We start from the raw sequence: 16,509 nt of genomic DNA, 5'->3' as shown, positions 1-16,509 counted from the left end.
GAGCTATGGCTGCCAGTGTTCACCATGAATTTGACAATCTGATGTCGCTGCTGCCAAAGAGGCGCAAGTGTTGCAGATTTTTGCTGTGGGCGCACACCGGAAAATAAAAAAGGGGCCGAAGCCCCTTGTTATCACCGCCGGGTTAATCAGCGCTTGGTGGTGTTGCTGTAGAACTGTTCCAAATCCTGAGACAGGGAGGTCAGTGCTTTCGGGTTGAGATAAATCATGTGCCCGGAAGGGTAGTAGCCGAAGTGCAGGTTTTTCTGCAGTTTCGCTGGCAACTGCATGTGTGCCAGATCGAACTCGGTGCCGAAAAACGGTGTGGCCAGGTCGAAATAACCATTGGCCGAGAACACTTGCAGGTAAGGGTTGGTGCGCATGGCATTGCCCAGATCCTGCACTACATATGGCATCGGGATAGGCCAGTAGCTACCCGGAGAGCTGTGCTTCCAGTCCCAGACCTGAATGGCTTCGTCAGCAAACAGCTTATAAGGCAGTTTGTGACTGTATTTCAGGTCGTTAGTCAGATAGTGGTTGAATGCGGCAACAAAGGCGCCGGAAACGGCGGTGTCGGACGGATCGGTGTCCGGCGTTTCACCGATGGCGTTCATGTCGACGCCTTCAAAGCGACCATCATAACGGCCTACGGTCAGGTGCTGATCACGCAGTAACTCTTTACGGAACTGGCCTTGCCCCACCCGCAGGTTGGCATCCAGCAGGTACTGCACTGGCAGGCCGGTGTACTGGTGCATGGTTTCAGCAACCTGTTTACGCTCGCTGTCACCCAGCTTCTGACCCAGTGACAGAGCATGGGCGTAGTCATCACGGGCAAAGGCGCGTACTTTTTCCAAAAACGGTGCCAGTTTTTCCGGCCGATTCGGCAGTTTATTGTGATACCAGGCAATGGCTGCGTAGGTCGGCAGGTCATTGATATAGCCACGATCCAGACCCGGCATCAGCGCCCCGTAGTTGAGAATGCTCGATACCAGTACGACACCGTTCATGCTCATGCCGTCTTCTTGCAGGCGGTTAACCAATGCGGCTGAACGGGTGGTGCCATAGGATTCGCCCATCAGGAATTTCGGGTCATTCCAGCGGTTGTTGACGGTAATGTAACGCTCAATGAAGCGGGCAAAGGCGCTGACGTCTTCGTCTACACCCCAGAAACGCTTGTTCGGGTTAGCCGATTTTGGTTTGCCGTCTTCTCCCTTTTGCACCAGCCCCTTGGAAAAACCGGTACCAATGGCATCAACAAACACCAGGTCGGTTTTGTCGAGAATACTGTCTGGGTTGCTGGATACGGTGTACGGAGGCGGCATAGTCGGCTTGCCGTTGGCAGTCAGTACCCGTACCGGGCCAATAGAGCCCATGTGCAGCCAAATACTGGATGAGCCTGGGCCACCGTTATAGAGGAAGGTGACAGGCCGCGGCGTTTTACTTTTGACCGTATAAGCCACGTAAAACACCGACGCATCGGGCTTACCTTTTTTATTGCGAATGACCAGGTTACCGGCAGTAGCCTGATAGTCGATGGTATGGCCATGCAGACGCATGCGGTGGTCAGTGTTGACCGCTTTTTCTTTGGGCGCGGCATCTGCTGCTTTGGCAGGGGCTTTGTCTGCCGCCAGCGCCGGAGTGGCGACCAGGCAGGCAAGTAATAGGTGTTTGGCAAACTGCATAATGAGGTTCTCTTGATTAGCCAATAGAACAGTCAGCGTTTATGGCTGACGTCTCATTCAGGATGCGCTTATCCGGCAACGGATGAAAGACGATATTGTAACTATTTACAACGCATTAGTTGCGTTTCGTCGAAAAAAAAGAGCGGTGTTAGCCGCTCTTTTTGCATAAAGACTTTGCTGTGCTTATTTCTTGGAGCTGAAATCGCGCAGGGTATGACCGACATACAACTGACGGGGGCGGCCGATTTTAGCGGTCGGGTCAGAATGCATTTCGTTCCAGTGAGCAATCCAGCCAATGGTCCGTGACATGGCAAAGATCACGGTGAACATGGAGGTCGGAATACCGATCGCCTTGAGGATGATACCGGAGTAGAAATCCACGTTGGGGTAGAGTTTCTTCTCGATGAAGTATTCATCTGACAGGGCGATACGCTCCAGTTCCATGGCGACGTCCAGCAGCGGATCTGCAATATTCAGTTCCTTGAGAACCTGGTGGCAGGTTTCACGCATCACTTTGGCGCGGGGGTCAAAGTTTTTGTAGACGCGGTGACCGAAGCCCATCAGGCGGAACGGATCATTCTTGTCCTTGGCGCGCTCGACAAATTCCGGAATGCGTTCCACTGAGCCAATTTCTTCGAGCATGCGCAGGCAGGCTTCGTTGGCGCCACCGTGTGCCGGGCCCCACAGGGAGGCGATACCAGCTGCGATACAGGCAAAGGGGTTGGCGCCAGAGGAGCCAGCCAGTCGCACGGTAGAGGTGGAGGCATTCTGTTCGTGGTCAGCGTGCAGAATGAAGATTTTATCCATGGCATCGGCCAGCACCGGGTTGACTTTGTAGTCTTCGCAGGGAGTGGCAAACATCATGTGCAGGAAGTTTTCCGCGTAGGACAGATCATTGCGCGGATAGATATAGGGCTGACCCATGCTGTGCTTGTAGCACATGGCAGCGATAGTCGGCATCTTGGACAGCAGACGGAAAGCAGCAATTTCCCGGTGACGCGGGTTACTGACTTCCAGAGAGTCGTGATAAAAGGCCGACAGCGCGCCAACAACACCACACATTACTGCCATTGGGTGTGCATCAGGGCGGAAGCCCTTGAAGAAATTGCGCAGTTGCTCATTGAGCATGGTGTGGGTTTTTACCGTGGCACGGAAGCTGTCAAATTCTTCCTTGCTGGGCGCTTCGCCATACAGCAGGATGTAACAGACTTCCAGATACTCGGCTTTTTCAGCCAGCTGATCGATGGGGTAGCCGCGGTGCAGCAACACGCCTTTGGCACCATCAATAAATGTGATGGCAGACTCGCAGGACGCTGTGGCCAGAAAACCCGGGTCAAACGTAAACAAACCGTGTTTGCCCAAAGTCCGGACGTCTACTACGTCCTGGCCGGCGGTGCCAGAAAGGATAGGAAATTCAATAGCTTCCTTGCCTTCCACTAAAAGTTTGGCAATCTTTTCCGCCATAACAACATGTCTCCTTTGGTCGATGGTTTTTCGAGAAGGCTCTCGCGACAGCCGCTCTTTTTACTCGTAAATGGTCCGATTTGTCAATTTGACCAAAGTTACAGTTGTGTTGAACTTGGCGTGAATAGAGTAGCGCATGGCCCGGTTTTTTGCCTGTTCAGCGCGGTGTACTGGATATTTATGCATGTGGCCATGGAAAGTGTGACCGAGTTCAAGTCATTGAAATCGATTTTGGGGGTCAGTATACTGCCCAGCGGGTTGGCCTTGCCGGCTTTGCCGATGCTGTCTGACTTCCTACAAGTCACCCAGTTTCCGTGTTCTGTCAACGGAATACGTCCAGCGAAGCCCAAGGGCACCACCATCCGGTTTAGCTGGTGATACAACAACAACAGGCTCTTGGAGCCGAGTGGGCAGACATCGTGAAAAAGCAAAGACCTGTCAATCTAGAATTGCAGACCATCCGCTTTCCTATCACCGCCATTGCGTCAATCCTTCACCGTGTATCCGGCGTCATTATGTTCTTTGCCGTAGGTTTCCTTATTTGGATGCTGGCAGAGTCACTGTCGTCTGAAGCGGGCTTTGACATGGTTAAAGCGATGATGACTGGCTTTGTTGCCAAGTTCATTATCTGGGGCATTTTGACTGCGCTGGCATACCATCTGGTAGGCGGTCTTCGTCATCTCGTCATGGACATGGGTTACTGGGAAGAGCTGCCTAGCGGCAATGCTTCTGCTTATGCAACCCTGGTAATTACCGTGATTCTTTCTGTTCTGGCTGGAGTGTGGCTATGGTAACTAATGCTGGTACTTTTGGCCGCAGCGGCGTACATGACTTTGTACTGATCCGCGCTAGCGCCATCGTCATGACACTTTATGTCGTGTTTTTGCTGGGTTTTCTGATTGTTACCCCTGACCTGAGTTACCGCGCCTGGACCGGCTTTTTCGGCCACCTGGGTGTCAAGGTGTTCACCCTGATCACCCTGATCAGTGTTCTGGTACACGCCTGGATTGGTATCTGGCAGGTACTGACTGACTACATCAAATCTGCTGGCCTGCGCGCCGCGCTGCAATTTGTTTTCAACATTGCATTGCTGGCTTATGTCATCAGCGGTTTTGTGATCCTGTGGGGTGTGTAAGTGACTATTCCAACATACGAATTTGATGCAGTGGTGGTAGGCGCCGGCGGTGCCGGTATGCGTGCGGCCCTGCAAATTTCCAGAGAAGGCAAGAGCTGTGCGCTGTTGTCAAAAGTGTTCCCGACCCGTTCGCACACGGTATCCGCCCAGGGTGGTATCACCGTAGCGCTGGGTAACAGCCACGAAGATAACTGGAAGTGGCATATGTACGATACCGTCAAGGGCTCCGATTACATCGGTGACCAGGACGCTATCGAATATATGTGTAACACCGGTCCAGAAGCCATTCTTGAGCTTGAACACATGGGCCTGCCGTTCTCCCGTCTGGAAAATGGCAAGATCTATCAGCGTCCTTTTGGTGGCCAGTCCAAAAACTACGGTGGTGAGCAGGGCGCGCGTACTGCGGCGGCAGCTGACCGTACCGGCCACGCTTTGCTGCACACCCTGTATCAACAGAACGTCAAGAACAACACTACGGTGTTTTCTGAGTGGTATGCGCTGGATCTGGTGAAAAACAGCGACGGGCATGTGGTTGGCTGTACTGCCATCGATATCGAAACCGGTGATGTGGTTTACTTCAAATCCAAAGCCGTGGTGCTGGCTACCGGCGGTGCCGGTCGTATTTACCAGTCCACCACCAATGCGCACATCAATACCGGTGACGGCGTTGGTATGGCAGCTCGTGCCGGCGTTGCCCTGCAAGACATGGAAATGTGGCAGTTCCACCCCACCGGTATCGCCGGTGCTGGGGTTCTGGTCACTGAAGGTTGCCGCGGTGAAGGTGGCTACCTGCTCAATAAAGATGGCGAGCGCTTCATGGAGCGTTACGCACCGAACGCCAAAGATCTGGCTTCCCGTGACGTTGTGGCTCGTTCAATGATGATCGAGATCCGGGAAGGTCGCGGTTGTGATGGTCCCTGGGGCCCGCACTGTAAGCTCAAGCTTGACCACCTGGGTAAAGAAGTGCTGGAAAGCCGCCTGCCGGGTATTCTCGAACTGTCTCGCACCTTTGCACACGTTGATCCGGTCAAAGAACCGATCCCGGTTATTCCGACCTGTCACTACATGATGGGCGGCATTCCTACTACGGTACACGGCGAAGCCCTGAAGCGCGTCAACGGTAAAGATGAAAAAGTCGTTGGCCTGTTTGCGGTAGGTGAAATTGCCTCCGTATCAGTACACGGTGCCAACCGTCTGGGTGGTAACTCACTGCTGGATCTGGTGGTCTTTGGCCGTGCTGCCGGTATGCATCTGGGTAAAGCCCTGGATGAGCTGGACGCGCCGCGTGTTGACGATGCCGACATCGAAAAAGCCCTGGAGCGCCTGCACCGTTGGGAAAACAACAAAACAGGCGAAGACCCGGCTGCACTGAAAAAAGAACTGCAAGAGTGTATGCAGCGTAACTTCTCAGTGTTCCGTGAAGGCGACGCCATGGCCGAGGGCTTGGAAGAGCTGAAAAAAATCCGCGAGCGCATTAAAAATGCTCGCCTGGATGACAATTCCAAGGAGTTCAACACCCAGCGCATTGAATGCCTGGAGCTGGACAACCTGGTAGAGACTGCCTTCGCTACTGCGGTTGCCGCCAACTTCCGTACCGAATCCCGTGGTGCTCACACCCGCTTTGACTTCCCGGACCGTAACGATGACGAGTGGCTGTGCCACAGCATTTATGATCCGACCGAAGAGTCTATTGGTAAGCGTGAAGTGAACCGCACACCGAACTTGCTGAATGAAGAAGAGCTCAAGCACTTCATTCCCAAGGCGCGGACTTACTAAGGAGTACGGGATGAACGTTACTTTTTCTATTTACCGCTACAACCCGGACGTCGATGCCAAGCCGCGTATGCAGGAATACCAGCTCGATGCCTCCGAAGGTGGCGACATGATGGTGCTGGACGCGCTGATCAAGCTCAAAGAGCAGGATCCGACGCTGTCTTTCCGGCGCTCCTGCCGTGAGGGCGTTTGTGGCTCTGACGGTATCAACATGAACGGTAAAAACGGCCTGGCCTGTATTACCCCGTTGTCGTCACTGGGTAAAAAAGTGGTTATCCGGCCACTGCCGGGCTTGCCGGTTGTGCGCGACCTGGTCGTTGACATGGGCCAGTTCTACACCCAGTGGGAGAAGGTGAAACCCTTCTTGCTGAACGACACCCGCAAGCCGCCGGAGCGTGAATTCCTGCAGTCGCCGGAAGAGCGTGCCAAGCTGGATGGTCTCTACGAGTGTATTCTCTGCGCTTGTTGTTCCACATCTTGCCCGTCGTTCTGGTGGAACCCGGACAAGTTTATCGGCCCGGCAGGCCTGTTGGCTGCCTATCGCTGGCTGGCTGACAGCCGCGACACGGCTACCGATGAGCGTCTGGCTGAACTGGAAGACCCATTCAGTGTTTTCCGCTGCCACGGCATCATGAACTGTGTGAATGTTTGCCCTAAAGGTCTTAACCCGACCAAGGCAATTGGCCACATTAAGTCTATGCTGCTCAAGCGGGCTGTTTAGTCTCCGGCGTTCTCAAGGTAGAATAACGCCAGTGAGCTAGCTGAATAGCCACACCTCTGTCGAGGGGTGGCTATTTTTTTAAGGTCACGGCTGCCCGGCAGCCGTCAAAACAAGCCAATCCCAACTGCGATTACGCGAGGTTTAAGGGATCACTATGCACGAAGGCACAATGCAGGCGTGGCTTGACTCCAGCCCCTTTGCCGGGGGCAATGTCAGCTACATCGAGGAGCTCTACGAGAGCTACCTGGACGATCCGGGCTCCGTACCCGAAGAGTGGAAAGCCGAATTCGATAAGCTTCCCGCTGCCACTGATGGCGCCCCTGAAGCTCATTTCAGTCAGATCCGCGAACAATTCCGTACGCTCGCCGCACAACCCCGCCGGGTTGTAGCCGGTGCTGACGGTGGCGGTGACGCCAAGCAGGTCAAAGTCCTGCAACTGATCAACGCCTACCGCTTCCGCGGTCACCAGCACGCCAACCTTGACCCGCTGGGCCTGTGGCAACAGGAACGAGTAGCGGAACTGGACCCGTCTTTCCACTCCCTCGATAGCAGTGACAACAACAAGCGTTTTAACGTTGGTTCGCTGGCCGTCAAAGACGACACCATGGCGCTGGGCGAGCTTACTGCGTTGCTGAAAAAAACGTACTGTGGCTCTATCGGTGCCGAGTACATGCATATCGTCAATACCGAGAAAAAGCGCTGGATCCAGTCTCGCCTTGAAGCCGTCGCCGGCCAGGGCAGCTATTCCAAAGACGACAAACTGCGCATCCTCGGTAGCCTGACTGCCGCTGAAGGCCTGGAAAAATATCTCGGTGCCAAGTTCCCCGGTGCCAAGCGTTTCTCGCTGGAAGGGGGCGACGCGCTGATCCCGATGGTCAAAGAGATCATCCGTCGGGCCGGTGAGCAGGGCGTCAAGGAATCCGTCATCGGTATGGCCCACCGTGGCCGTCTGAATATGCTGGTCAACGTGCTGGGTAAAAAGCCGCAGGACCTGTTTGACGAGTTTGCCGGTAAACACCGGGAAGACCTGGGCAGCGGCGATGTGAAATACCACATGGGCTTTAGCTCTGATTTCGCTACCCCGGGCGGTAATGTCCACCTGGCCTTGGCCTTCAACCCGTCACATCTGGAAATTGTTAACCCGGTGGTGATGGGTTCAGTACGGGCCCGTATGGACCGTCGCGGCGATGCAGATGGCTCGAAAGTGCTGCCGATCACCATTCACGGTGACGCGGCCATCGCCGGTCAGGGTGTGGTTGCCGAAACCTTTAACATGTCACAAACCCGCGCTTACGGTGTTGGCGGTACCATTCGTATCGTCATTAACAACCAGGTGGGCTTTACCACCTCCAAGCGTGAAGACGCCCGTTCTACCCAGTACTGCACCGATATCGCCAAGATGGTGCAGGCGCCGATCTTCCACGTTAACGGGGATGATCCGGAAGCGGTGGTATTTGTCTCACAGCTGGCGCTGGATTATCGCAACACCTTCAAGCGCGACGTGGTCATTGACCTGGTTTGCTATCGTCGCCATGGTCACAACGAAGCGGATGAGCCGAATGCGACCCAGCCGCTGATGTACCAGAAAATCAAAAAACACCCGACGCCGCGGGCTATCTACGCTGACCGTCTGGCCAGTGAAGGCAGCGTCAGTGCCGATGAAGCCAAAAACCTTGCTGATGGCTACCGCGACCTGCTCGATAAAGGCGAGTGTGTGGTAGAAGAATGGCGGCCAATGACAGAAAACAGTTCTGACTGGTCTCCTTATCTGAAGCAGGAGTTTGACGCCCAATACCGCTCCGGTGTTGCCAAAGAGCAACTGACTGAGCTGGGTGTGAAATTGGCGACCATCCCGGATGACGTCAAACTGCAGCGCCAAGTAGCCAAGATCTACAACGATCGCCTGGCCATGGCCAAGGGTGACAAAGCGCTGGATTGGGGTATGGGTGAAACCCTGGCCTATGCCACTTTGCTTGAATCCGGTTATGACGTGCGCATCACCGGTCAGGATGTGGGCCGTGGCACTTTCTTCCACCGCCACGCAGTACTGCATAATCAGACCGATGGCAGTGAATACCTGCCGCTGAAAAATCTGAAAGCGGATCAGGGCACCCTCGATATTTATGACTCGGTGCTGTCGGAAGAAGCGGTACTGGCCTTTGAATATGGCTACAGCTCGGCGGAACCGGAAGGTCTGTTCATCTGGGAAGCGCAGTTCGGCGACTTTGTGAACGGTGCTCAGGTGGTTATCGACCAGTTCCTCAGCTCCGGTGAGCAAAAATGGGGCCGGCTGTGTGGTCTGACCATGCTGCTGCCACATGGCTATGAAGGGCAGGGGCCTGAGCACTCCAGTGCGCGCCTCGAGCGTTTCTTGCAGCTGTGTGCCGATAACAATATGCAGGTGTGTGTACCGTCCAACCCGGCGCAGGTTTTCCATATGCTGCGTCGCCAGGTGGTACGCCCGGTTCGCCGGCCACTAATTGTGATGTCACCGAAGTCTCTGCTGCGTCACCCGATGGCCATCAGCAGTCTCGATGAACTGGCTGCCGAAAACTTCCAGAATGTCATTGACGAAGTCGATGCGCTGGACGCCAAGAAGGTCAAACGCGTGGTGTTCTGTGCCGGTAAAGTCTATTACGACCTGCTGGATGCCCGCCGCAAAAACGAACTGGATGACGTTGCTCTGATCCGTGTTGAGCAGCTCTATCCCTTCCCGGCCCAGGAAGTTAAGGCATTGCTTGACAAGTACAAGCAGGTTACCGACTTCATCTGGTGCCAGGAAGAACCGAAAAACCAGGGCGCCTGGTACTTCATTCAACACGATATTCGCGAACTGCTGCCCCAGAATGCCAGCCTGGGCTATGCCGGCCGTAATGCCTCCGCCTCGCCGGCGGTAGGTTATGCCTCGGTTCATACCCAGCAGCAACGGGCACTGGTGGCTGATGCCCTCAACCTCGACGTGAAAGATTAAGGCAAAAGGAACAACTCAATGAGCATCGAAATCAAGGTACCCGTGCTGCCCGAGTCCGTGGCAGATGCCACCATCGCCACCTGGCACAAACAGCCGGGCGATGCCGTGTCTCGTGATGAGAACCTGGTTGATATCGAAACCGACAAAGTGGTGCTGGAAGTCCCGGCACCGGAAGATGGCGTACTGGAAGAAATTATCTTCGAAGAAGGCGCTACCGTGACTGCCGAGCAAGTGATTGCCAAGCTCAAAGTGGGCGCAGCTCCGGCGGCCAAGAGCGCTGACAAAGCGGACGCCAAAGAAGAGCAGGCCGAAGCCCCGAAAGCCGCAGAAGCCACCAGCGATGACAGCAATGACGCGCTGAGCCCCTCTGTGCGCCGGGCGCTGGCTGAAAAAGGCCTGAGCGCTGACGGTATCAAAGGAACCGGCAAAGGCGGTCGCATCACCAAAGAAGATGTCGACAACTACATCAAGCAAGGTGGCAACAAAGCCGCCGCGCCTGCCGCTGCTGCTGCACCGGCTATGGCTGAGCGCAGCGAAAAACGCGTGCCGATGACGCGTCTGCGCAAAACCATCGCCAAGCGTCTGCTGGATGCCAAAAACAGCACCGCCATGCTGACCACCTTCAACGAAGTCAACATGAAGCCGATCATGGATATCCGTAAGCAATACAAGGATATCTTTGAGAAGAAGCACGACATCAAGCTGGGCTTCATGGGTTTCTACGTGAAGGCGGTAGTTGAAGCCCTGAAGCGTTTCCCGGACGTTAATGCTTCCATCGATGGCGACGACATCGTTTATCACAACTATTTCGACGTCAGCATTGCCGTGTCTACTCCGAAAGGGTTGGTCACACCGGTGCTGCGCGATGCCGACCAGATGAGCGTGGCCGACATCGAGAAAGGGATCCGTGAACTGGCCATCAAGGCCCGTGACGGCAAACTGTCCATGGACGACATGACTGGCGGTAACTTCACCATCACCAACGGTGGTGTGTTTGGTTCACTGATGTCGACGCCGATCATCAACCCGCCACAGAGCGCTATCCTGGGCATGCATGCCATCAAGGATCGCCCCATGGCCGTTAATGGTCAGGTAGAAATTCTGCCGATGATGTACCTGGCACTGTCTTATGACCACCGTATTGTCGATGGCCGTGAGTCAGTGGGCTTCCTGGTCACCATCAAGGAACTGCTCGAAGATCCGACACGTCTGCTGTTGGACATCTAAGCTTTTCAGGCAAACGGGGAGCCTGCCGGCTCCCCGCTATCTGGATGAAGGGCCGAGGCCCTTTTTTGGGATGGTAGCCCCACGCTGCCACAAACATGCAAAGAGACTAGCATCATGAACTTGCACGAGTATCAGGCAAAACAACTGCTTGCCGAATACGGACTGCCCGTATCCGAAGGTTTCGCGGTGGATAATCCGCAAGCCGCTGTAGAAGCTGCTTCCTCCATCGGTGGCAACCAGTGGGTCGTTAAATGTCAGGTACACGCCGGTGGTCGCGGTAAAGCGGGCGGTGTGAAAGTCGTAGACTCCAAAGACAAAGTGCGTGAGTTTGCGGAAAGCTGGCTGGGTAAAAACCTGGTCACTTACCAGACTGACGAGCACGGCCAACCGGTCAACAAGATCCTGGTTGAGTCCTGCACCGACATCGATAAAGAACTGTACCTGGGTGCCGTGGTTGACCGCGCTACCCGTCGCGTCGTGTTCATGGCGTCCACCGAAGGTGGTGTGGAAATCGAGCAGGTTGCTCACGAAACACCGGAAAAAATCTTCAAAATGCCCCTGGACCCGCTGGTCGGCCCGCAGCCTTACCAAGGCCGTGAGCTGGCATTCAAACTGGGCCTGAAAGGCGACCAAATCAAACAGTTCACCAAGATCTTCATGGGTCTGGGCAAACTGTTCACTGATCTGGACCTGGCACTGCTGGAAATCAACCCGCTGGTTATTACCGATGAAGGCAACCTGCACTGCCTGGATTGCAAAATCAACATCGACTCCAACGCCATGTACCGTCAGCCGAAACTGCGCGACATGCACGATCCGTCTCAAGAAGACGCTCGTGAAGCCCGTGCGGCCCAGTGGGAACTGAACTACGTTGCGCTGGAAGGCAACATCGGTTGTATGGTTAACGGCGCTGGCCTGGCCATGGGTACCATGGACATCGTCAAGCTGCACGGTGGCCAACCGGCTAACTTCCTGGATGTAGGTGGCGGTGCTACCAAAGAGCGCGTTTCTGAAGCGTTCAAAATCATCCTCTCTGACGACGCCGTGAAAGCGGTACTGGTGAACATCTTCGGCGGCATCGTCCGTTGCGACATGATCGCAGAAGGTATCATCGGCGCTGTTGAAGAAGTGGGCGTAAAAGTACCGGTCGTGGTTCGCCTCGAAGGTAACAACGCTGAACTTGGTGCCAAGAAACTGGCCGAAAGCGGTCTGAACATCATTGCCGCCACCAGCCTGACTGACGCTGCCCAGCAGGTTGTTAAAGCTGCGGAGGGTAAATAATGAGCGTCCTGATTAACAAAGACACCAAAGTGATCTGCCAGGGTTTCACCGGCGGTCAAGGTACTTTCCACTCCGAACAAGCCATTGCTTACGGTACGCAAATGGTTGGTGGTGTGTCGCCGGGTAAAGGCGGTACTACCCACCTGGGTCTGCCGGTATTCAACACCGTCCGTGAAGCCGTTGAAGCCACTGGCGCTACCGCCACCGTGATCTACGTTCCGGCACCGTTCTGTAAAGACGCCATTTTGGAAGCCATCGACGCGGGTATCGAGCTGATCGTTACCATCACCGAAGGCATTCCGACCCTCGACATGCTGGACGTTAAAGTCAAGCTGCAGGAAACCGGCGTACGCATGATCGGCCCGAACTGCCCGGGCGTGATCACGCCGGACGAGTGCAAAATCGGTATCATGCCGGGCCACATCCACAAGAAGGGTAAAGTGGGCATCGTTTCCCGCTCTGGCACCCTGACCTACGAAGCGGTCAAGCAGACCACTGACGAAGGTTTCGGCCAGTCTTCCTGTGTGGGTATCGGCGGCGACCCGATCCCGGGTTCCAACTTCATCGACATTCTGGAAATGTTCGAGAAGGATCCGGAAACCCAGGCTATCGTCATGATCGGTGAGATTGGTGGTACTGCTGAAGAAGAAGCGGCTGCCTACATCAAAGCCAACGTCAGCAAGCCAGTTGTCTCTTACATCGCCGGTGTTACTGCACCTCCGGGTAAACGTATGGGCCATGCTGGTGCCATCATCTCTGGTGGTGCGGGTACTGCGGACGAGAAATTTGCTGCCCTGGAAGACGCCGGCGTTAAAACCGTGCGCTCTCTGGCCGATATCGGCAAAGCACTGCGCGAAGTAACTGGCTGGTAAGCCATCTTCAGCAGTTGCAAAAAGCCGCCTTCGGGCGGCTTTTTTATTGCATCAAATCGCCTACTTTGACCTTGTTACGGCCACTGAGTTTGGCGTCGTACAGCGCGCTGTCGACACACTGGATGAAGTCACGCAGGTTATCTTGTTGCCGGGGGATCAGCGAACACACCCCCAAGCTCATGGTCACTTGTTCAGCCAGGCCCTGACGATGAGGAATACGTAGCTGCTCAATTTGCTGGCGCAACCGCTCGGCCTGGTCTACAGCCTGCAGGGTGTCAGTCATGGGCAGGATCACGGCAAACTCTTCGCCACCATAACGGGCGACCAGCGCCTGCTCTGAAACGTTTTTTTCCAGGTGGCTGGCAATATCAATCAGGCACTGGTCGCCGGCCAGGTGGCCGTAGAGGTCGTTGTACTGTTTGAAGTGATCGATGTCCCCCAGGATCAGCGCCAGCGGCTGTTGTTGCTCCCTGGCCTGGCGCCAGTTGTCATACAGCACCTGATCAAATTGGCGGCGGTTGGCGACTCCGGTCAGGCCGTCAATGGCTGACAGCCGGGTCAGTTTGGCGTTTTGTGTTAGTAACTGCGCATTTTGCATGGCCAGTTGTTTTTGCAGGAAAAAGGCCAGCCGGGCGCTGCGTTCCTGGTGGTAGCACACGGCCATACCGACCATATTGGCACCGATGATAAAAAAGTGATTGGCCAGTAAAGCCTTACTGCTGGGCTGGTTTACCAGTAGTTCGACCCACTCAAATGCCAGGCCAATTAATAACCCGACGGTGGAGGCGGTGATAAAATCCAGACGGGCAAAGCCATAACCAAATAAATAGACCAGCATAATGCCGGCATAGTAGAGATAAGCATCGCTTTCCGGCAGCAGTGTGGTCATGTAAATCAGGCCGATGCCAGACAGTAAAAACAAACAGGCAATGGCTTGGCGCCAGTAATACTGGAACAACGCCTGATAAGACAACAACAGCACCAGCAAGGCCGCGGGCAGCATCACGCCAAACCGCCAGGTCCAAACCTGTATCAGTTTGTCCGGCATCACCAGAATATCCACCAGGCTAAACAGGCAGTAGTAAAACAGTCCCAGTAACACCACTAACCGTAAATGACCGAGATTGCTGGTGATATAGGCATCCTGAAAGGGTTCTTCCAGGCTGTGATCACGAAAACGCAGGCTGATAGGACGTAACAAAGAATGCGAAGACAGGTTGTGTGCTGAAGGGGCTTGCAAGCGGCCGCTCCTCTTATTCTTACATCTGGCCAAAGACAAGCAGTGGTCAAGGCTTTATGATGTGCCGGCGTTGTTGGAGGTATTATGACGAACTATAGCCGAGGTGCCAGTAAGGGCCTGGTGTTTTTCTCTGTGTTACTGAACCTGATGCTGGCGGCGTTCGGGTGTTGGCGCTGGCAGCTGGGTGAAGGTTATGGCCTGTGGGTGTTGCTTATTTTTGCGGCGCTGGCATTACTGTTTGCCAGTGCGATCCTGAAGCGCTGTATGTGGCTGGCTGCCGATACTGACGGGCTGGTTATCCACCACTGGTTTAGCCGTGCTCAGATACCCTGGCAAGATATTGAAACCCTTGGGCTGGTGTATCACCACGTTTTTCCGTCTGTGGGGCTGAAACTGACGGAGCAAGCCAAGGCTCGCTGGCCTGGGCGTATCTACGACAGAGAGCATATGCAGGTTGATGCGGTACTGCCGGCCTGGCTGGCGCCACGGGCCGAGCGGGTGCTGCAGGCACTACTGCAATTCCAGCACCAAGACGAAGCGTTACAGTAACAGGACTTGCCAAAGGCCCGGCGGTTAAGGGTAGTATCTGCCGTTAGTGTGCCATAGCTGAGGAACTGTGTTGGAATTTGCAGTCATCCCTGTCACCCCGTTTGCCCAGAACTGTACTTTGGTCTGGTGCAGCCAGAGCCGCGATGCCGCGGTTATTGACCCTGGTGGTGAACCGGAAAAAATCCTGGCCGCCGCCAAGCAGCGGGGCCTGAACATTACCGCTATCTGGCTGACCCATGGCCACCTGGACCATGTCGGTGCCAGCGGTGATCTGAAAGCGCAGCTGCAGGTGCCGATTATTGGCCCTCATCAGGACGATCACTTCTGGCTGAGCCGTTTGTCGGAGCAGGCCGCCATGTTTGGTTTTGCGCCGCCGGCGCCATTCGAGCCTGACCGCTACCTATCTGACGGCGACAGCTTAACCCTGGGCCAGCAGCAGTTCAGTGTGCATCATTGTCCTGGCCATACGCCGGGCCATGTGGTTTTCTTTAACAGCCAGGCGCGCTGGGCCCAGGTGGGTGATGTGTTGTTTAAAGGCAGCATTGGCCGCACCGACTTTCCTATGGGCAACCACCAGCAACTGCTCGATAGCATCACCCACACCTTGTTCCCGCTGGGTGATGATGTTCGCTTTGTGCCAGGGCACGGGCCCATGTCGACCCTGGGGGATGAGCGCCAACACAACCCCTTTGTAGCTGATCGCCGTTTCGGATAAGGACGCCTATGTCTACCGTATTGAATGAATTATTGTCACTGCTGGAACTGGAACCGGTTGAGCAGGGGATTTATCGGGGCCAGAGCCAGGATCTGGGTTTCCCGGCGCTCTTTGGTGGTCAGGTGCTGGGTCAGGCAATGAGTGCCGCACAAGCCACCGTGGAAGCTGATCGGCATGCCCATTCGTTGCATGCTTATTTTCTTGAAGCCGGTGACGCCAAGGCCCCGGTGGTGTATCTGGTCGATACCCTGCGTGACGGTGGTACTTTTTCAACCCGGCGGGTTAAAGCCGTGCAGCATGGCCGTGCCATCTTTGCCCTGACGGCGTCTTTTCAGGTACCCGAAGAGGGTTTTGAACACCAGGATGAAATGCCTGCGGTGCCTGGCCCGGACGGCCTCAAGTGCGAACGGGAGCTGGCAGAGCCGCTAGCCGATCGTCTGCCGCGGCGTATTCTGGAAAACTTTTTGACAGAAATGCCCATTGAGATGCGGCCGGTGGTGTTTCATGATCCAACGGCCCCGGTTAATGCCGAGCCGATCCGCTATGTGTGGATCAAGGCCAATGGGCAAATGCCGGATGACCAACGTATTCACCAGTACCTGCTGGCTTATGCCTCGGACTTCAACTTCCTGCCTACCGCCTTGCAGCCCCATGGCCGTTCCTACATGGACCCGGCTTTGCAGGTTGCTTCCATCGACCATGCCATGTGGTTCCACCGCGATTTTCGCGTCGATGACTGGCTGTTGTATGTGGTCAAAAGCTCTACCGCCAGTGCTGGCCGGGGCTTGGTTCGCGGTCAATTTTTTGACCGGGAAGGGCGCTTGGTGGCCTCAACGCAGCAAGAAGGGCTGATCCGGCAGCGTAAAAGCCGACAATAACAGG

The 16,509-nt window shown here is 55.2% G+C and carries 14 protein-coding genes; 11 read left to right on the top strand and 3 right to left on the bottom strand.

The window, feature by feature from the left end; translation table 11 throughout:
* Positions 1-146: 146 nt before the first annotated feature.
* Together WDB70_RS07695 and WDB70_RS07690 are read right to left on the bottom strand one after the other, a co-directional pair.
* A complete protein-coding gene (locus tag WDB70_RS07695; RefSeq protein WP_406663067.1) occupies positions 147-1,679 on the bottom strand; it encodes a S10 family peptidase in 1,533 nt (510 codons plus the stop codon).
* 183 nt (positions 1,680-1,862) lie between these two features.
* Entirely contained in the window at positions 1,863-3,143 is a 1,281-nt protein-coding gene (locus WDB70_RS07690) for a citrate synthase (RefSeq protein ID WP_406663065.1), read from the bottom strand.
* 374 nt (positions 3,144-3,517) lie between these two features.
* On the opposite strand from WDB70_RS07690, the gene sdhC reads away from it, so the two are divergent.
* From sdhC to sucD, 8 genes are all read left to right on the top strand, one after another.
* On the top strand, positions 3,518-3,937 hold the full coding sequence (sdhC, locus tag WDB70_RS07685; protein WP_406663063.1) for a succinate dehydrogenase cytochrome b556 subunit: 420 nt from the start codon (positions 3,518-3,520) through the stop codon (positions 3,935-3,937).
* Complete coding sequence (gene sdhD / locus WDB70_RS07680) at positions 3,931-4,278, top strand: succinate dehydrogenase, hydrophobic membrane anchor protein (protein WP_406663061.1); 348 nt, start codon at positions 3,931-3,933, stop codon at positions 4,276-4,278. The genes sdhC and sdhD overlap by 7 nt, the downstream gene beginning before the upstream one ends.
* Before the next feature lie 57 nt (positions 4,279-4,335).
* Positions 4,336-6,054, top strand: a complete 1,719-nt coding sequence (sdhA, locus tag WDB70_RS07675; RefSeq protein ID WP_406668040.1) for a succinate dehydrogenase flavoprotein subunit — start codon at positions 4,336-4,338, stop codon at positions 6,052-6,054.
* 10 nt (positions 6,055-6,064) lie between these two features.
* Positions 6,065-6,772: a succinate dehydrogenase iron-sulfur subunit gene (locus tag WDB70_RS07670; protein ID WP_406663059.1), complete on the top strand. Its 708-nt coding sequence runs from the start codon at positions 6,065-6,067 to the stop codon at positions 6,770-6,772.
* A 154-nt stretch (positions 6,773-6,926) separates the two neighbouring features.
* Complete coding sequence (locus WDB70_RS07665) at positions 6,927-9,743, top strand: 2-oxoglutarate dehydrogenase E1 component (RefSeq protein ID WP_406663057.1); 2,817 nt, start codon at positions 6,927-6,929, stop codon at positions 9,741-9,743.
* A gap of 18 nt (positions 9,744-9,761) precedes the next feature.
* Positions 9,762-10,970 (top strand): 2-oxoglutarate dehydrogenase complex dihydrolipoyllysine-residue succinyltransferase, encoded by a 1,209-nt coding sequence (odhB, locus tag WDB70_RS07660; RefSeq protein ID WP_406663055.1) that lies wholly within the window; start codon positions 9,762-9,764, stop codon positions 10,968-10,970.
* A gap of 114 nt (positions 10,971-11,084) precedes the next feature.
* On the top strand, positions 11,085-12,251 hold the full coding sequence (gene sucC, locus WDB70_RS07655; protein ID WP_406663053.1) for an ADP-forming succinate--CoA ligase subunit beta: 1,167 nt from the start codon (positions 11,085-11,087) through the stop codon (positions 12,249-12,251).
* On the top strand, positions 12,251-13,123 hold the full coding sequence (gene sucD / locus WDB70_RS07650; protein ID WP_406663051.1) for a succinate--CoA ligase subunit alpha: 873 nt from the start codon (positions 12,251-12,253) through the stop codon (positions 13,121-13,123). Before sucC ends, sucD begins: the two co-directional genes overlap by 1 nt.
* A 43-nt stretch (positions 13,124-13,166) precedes the next feature.
* Here sucD and WDB70_RS07645 read toward each other — a convergent pair whose 3' ends face one another.
* The gene (locus WDB70_RS07645; protein WP_406663049.1) at positions 13,167-14,363 is read right to left on the bottom strand and encodes a diguanylate cyclase; all 1,197 of its coding nucleotides are present in this window, start codon (positions 14,361-14,363) and stop codon (positions 13,167-13,169) included.
* An 84-nt stretch (positions 14,364-14,447) separates the two neighbouring features.
* Between WDB70_RS07645 and WDB70_RS07640 the strand changes: the two genes are divergently transcribed.
* The 3 genes from WDB70_RS07640 to tesB all read left to right on the top strand — a co-directional run bounded on the left by WDB70_RS07640 (position 14,448) and on the right by tesB (position 16,505).
* A complete protein-coding gene (locus WDB70_RS07640) occupies positions 14,448-14,912 on the top strand; it encodes a hypothetical protein (protein ID WP_406663047.1) in 465 nt (154 codons plus the stop codon).
* A 70-nt stretch (positions 14,913-14,982) separates the two neighbouring features.
* The gene (locus WDB70_RS07635; protein ID WP_406663045.1) at positions 14,983-15,627 is read left to right on the top strand and encodes an MBL fold metallo-hydrolase; all 645 of its coding nucleotides are present in this window, start codon (positions 14,983-14,985) and stop codon (positions 15,625-15,627) included.
* 8 nt (positions 15,628-15,635) lie between these two features.
* Entirely contained in the window at positions 15,636-16,505 is an 870-nt protein-coding gene (tesB, locus tag WDB70_RS07630; protein ID WP_406663043.1) for an acyl-CoA thioesterase II, read from the top strand.
* The last annotated feature ends 4 nt before the right edge of the window (positions 16,506-16,509 follow it).

Origin of the sequence: Gallaecimonas aegicerasi (genome assembly GCF_045291545.1) — a bacterium.
GTDB lineage: Bacteria > Pseudomonadota > Gammaproteobacteria > Enterobacterales > Gallaecimonadaceae > Gallaecimonas.
This window is presented reverse-complemented; position numbering and strand designations above follow the sequence as displayed.

Excerpts from the sequence above, each read along its gene's own strand:
- WDB70_RS07690 (WP_406663065.1), bottom strand. The coding sequence starts at position 3,143 with ATGGCGGAAAAGATTGCCAAACTTTTAGTGGAAGGCAAGGAAGCTATT.
- sdhA (WP_406668040.1), top strand. The coding sequence starts at position 4,336 with ATGCGTGCGGCCCTGCAAATTTCCAGAGAAGGCAAGAGCTGTGCGCTG.
- WDB70_RS07670 (WP_406663059.1), top strand. The coding sequence starts at position 6,065 with ATGAACGTTACTTTTTCTATTTACCGCTACAACCCGGACGTCGATGCC.
- WDB70_RS07695 (WP_406663067.1), bottom strand. The coding sequence starts at position 1,679 with ATGCAGTTTGCCAAACACCTATTACTTGCCTGCCTGGTCGCCACTCCG.
- sucD (WP_406663051.1), top strand. The coding sequence starts at position 12,251 with ATGAGCGTCCTGATTAACAAAGACACCAAAGTGATCTGCCAGGGTTTC.
- WDB70_RS07665 (WP_406663057.1), top strand. The coding sequence starts at position 6,927 with ATGCACGAAGGCACAATGCAGGCGTGGCTTGACTCCAGCCCCTTTGCC.
- tesB (WP_406663043.1), top strand. The coding sequence starts at position 15,636 with ATGTCTACCGTATTGAATGAATTATTGTCACTGCTGGAACTGGAACCG.
- odhB (WP_406663055.1), top strand. The coding sequence starts at position 9,762 with ATGAGCATCGAAATCAAGGTACCCGTGCTGCCCGAGTCCGTGGCAGAT.
- sdhD (WP_406663061.1), top strand. The coding sequence starts at position 3,931 with ATGGTAACTAATGCTGGTACTTTTGGCCGCAGCGGCGTACATGACTTT.
- sucC (WP_406663053.1), top strand. The coding sequence starts at position 11,085 with ATGAACTTGCACGAGTATCAGGCAAAACAACTGCTTGCCGAATACGGA.
- WDB70_RS07640 (WP_406663047.1), top strand. The coding sequence starts at position 14,448 with ATGACGAACTATAGCCGAGGTGCCAGTAAGGGCCTGGTGTTTTTCTCT.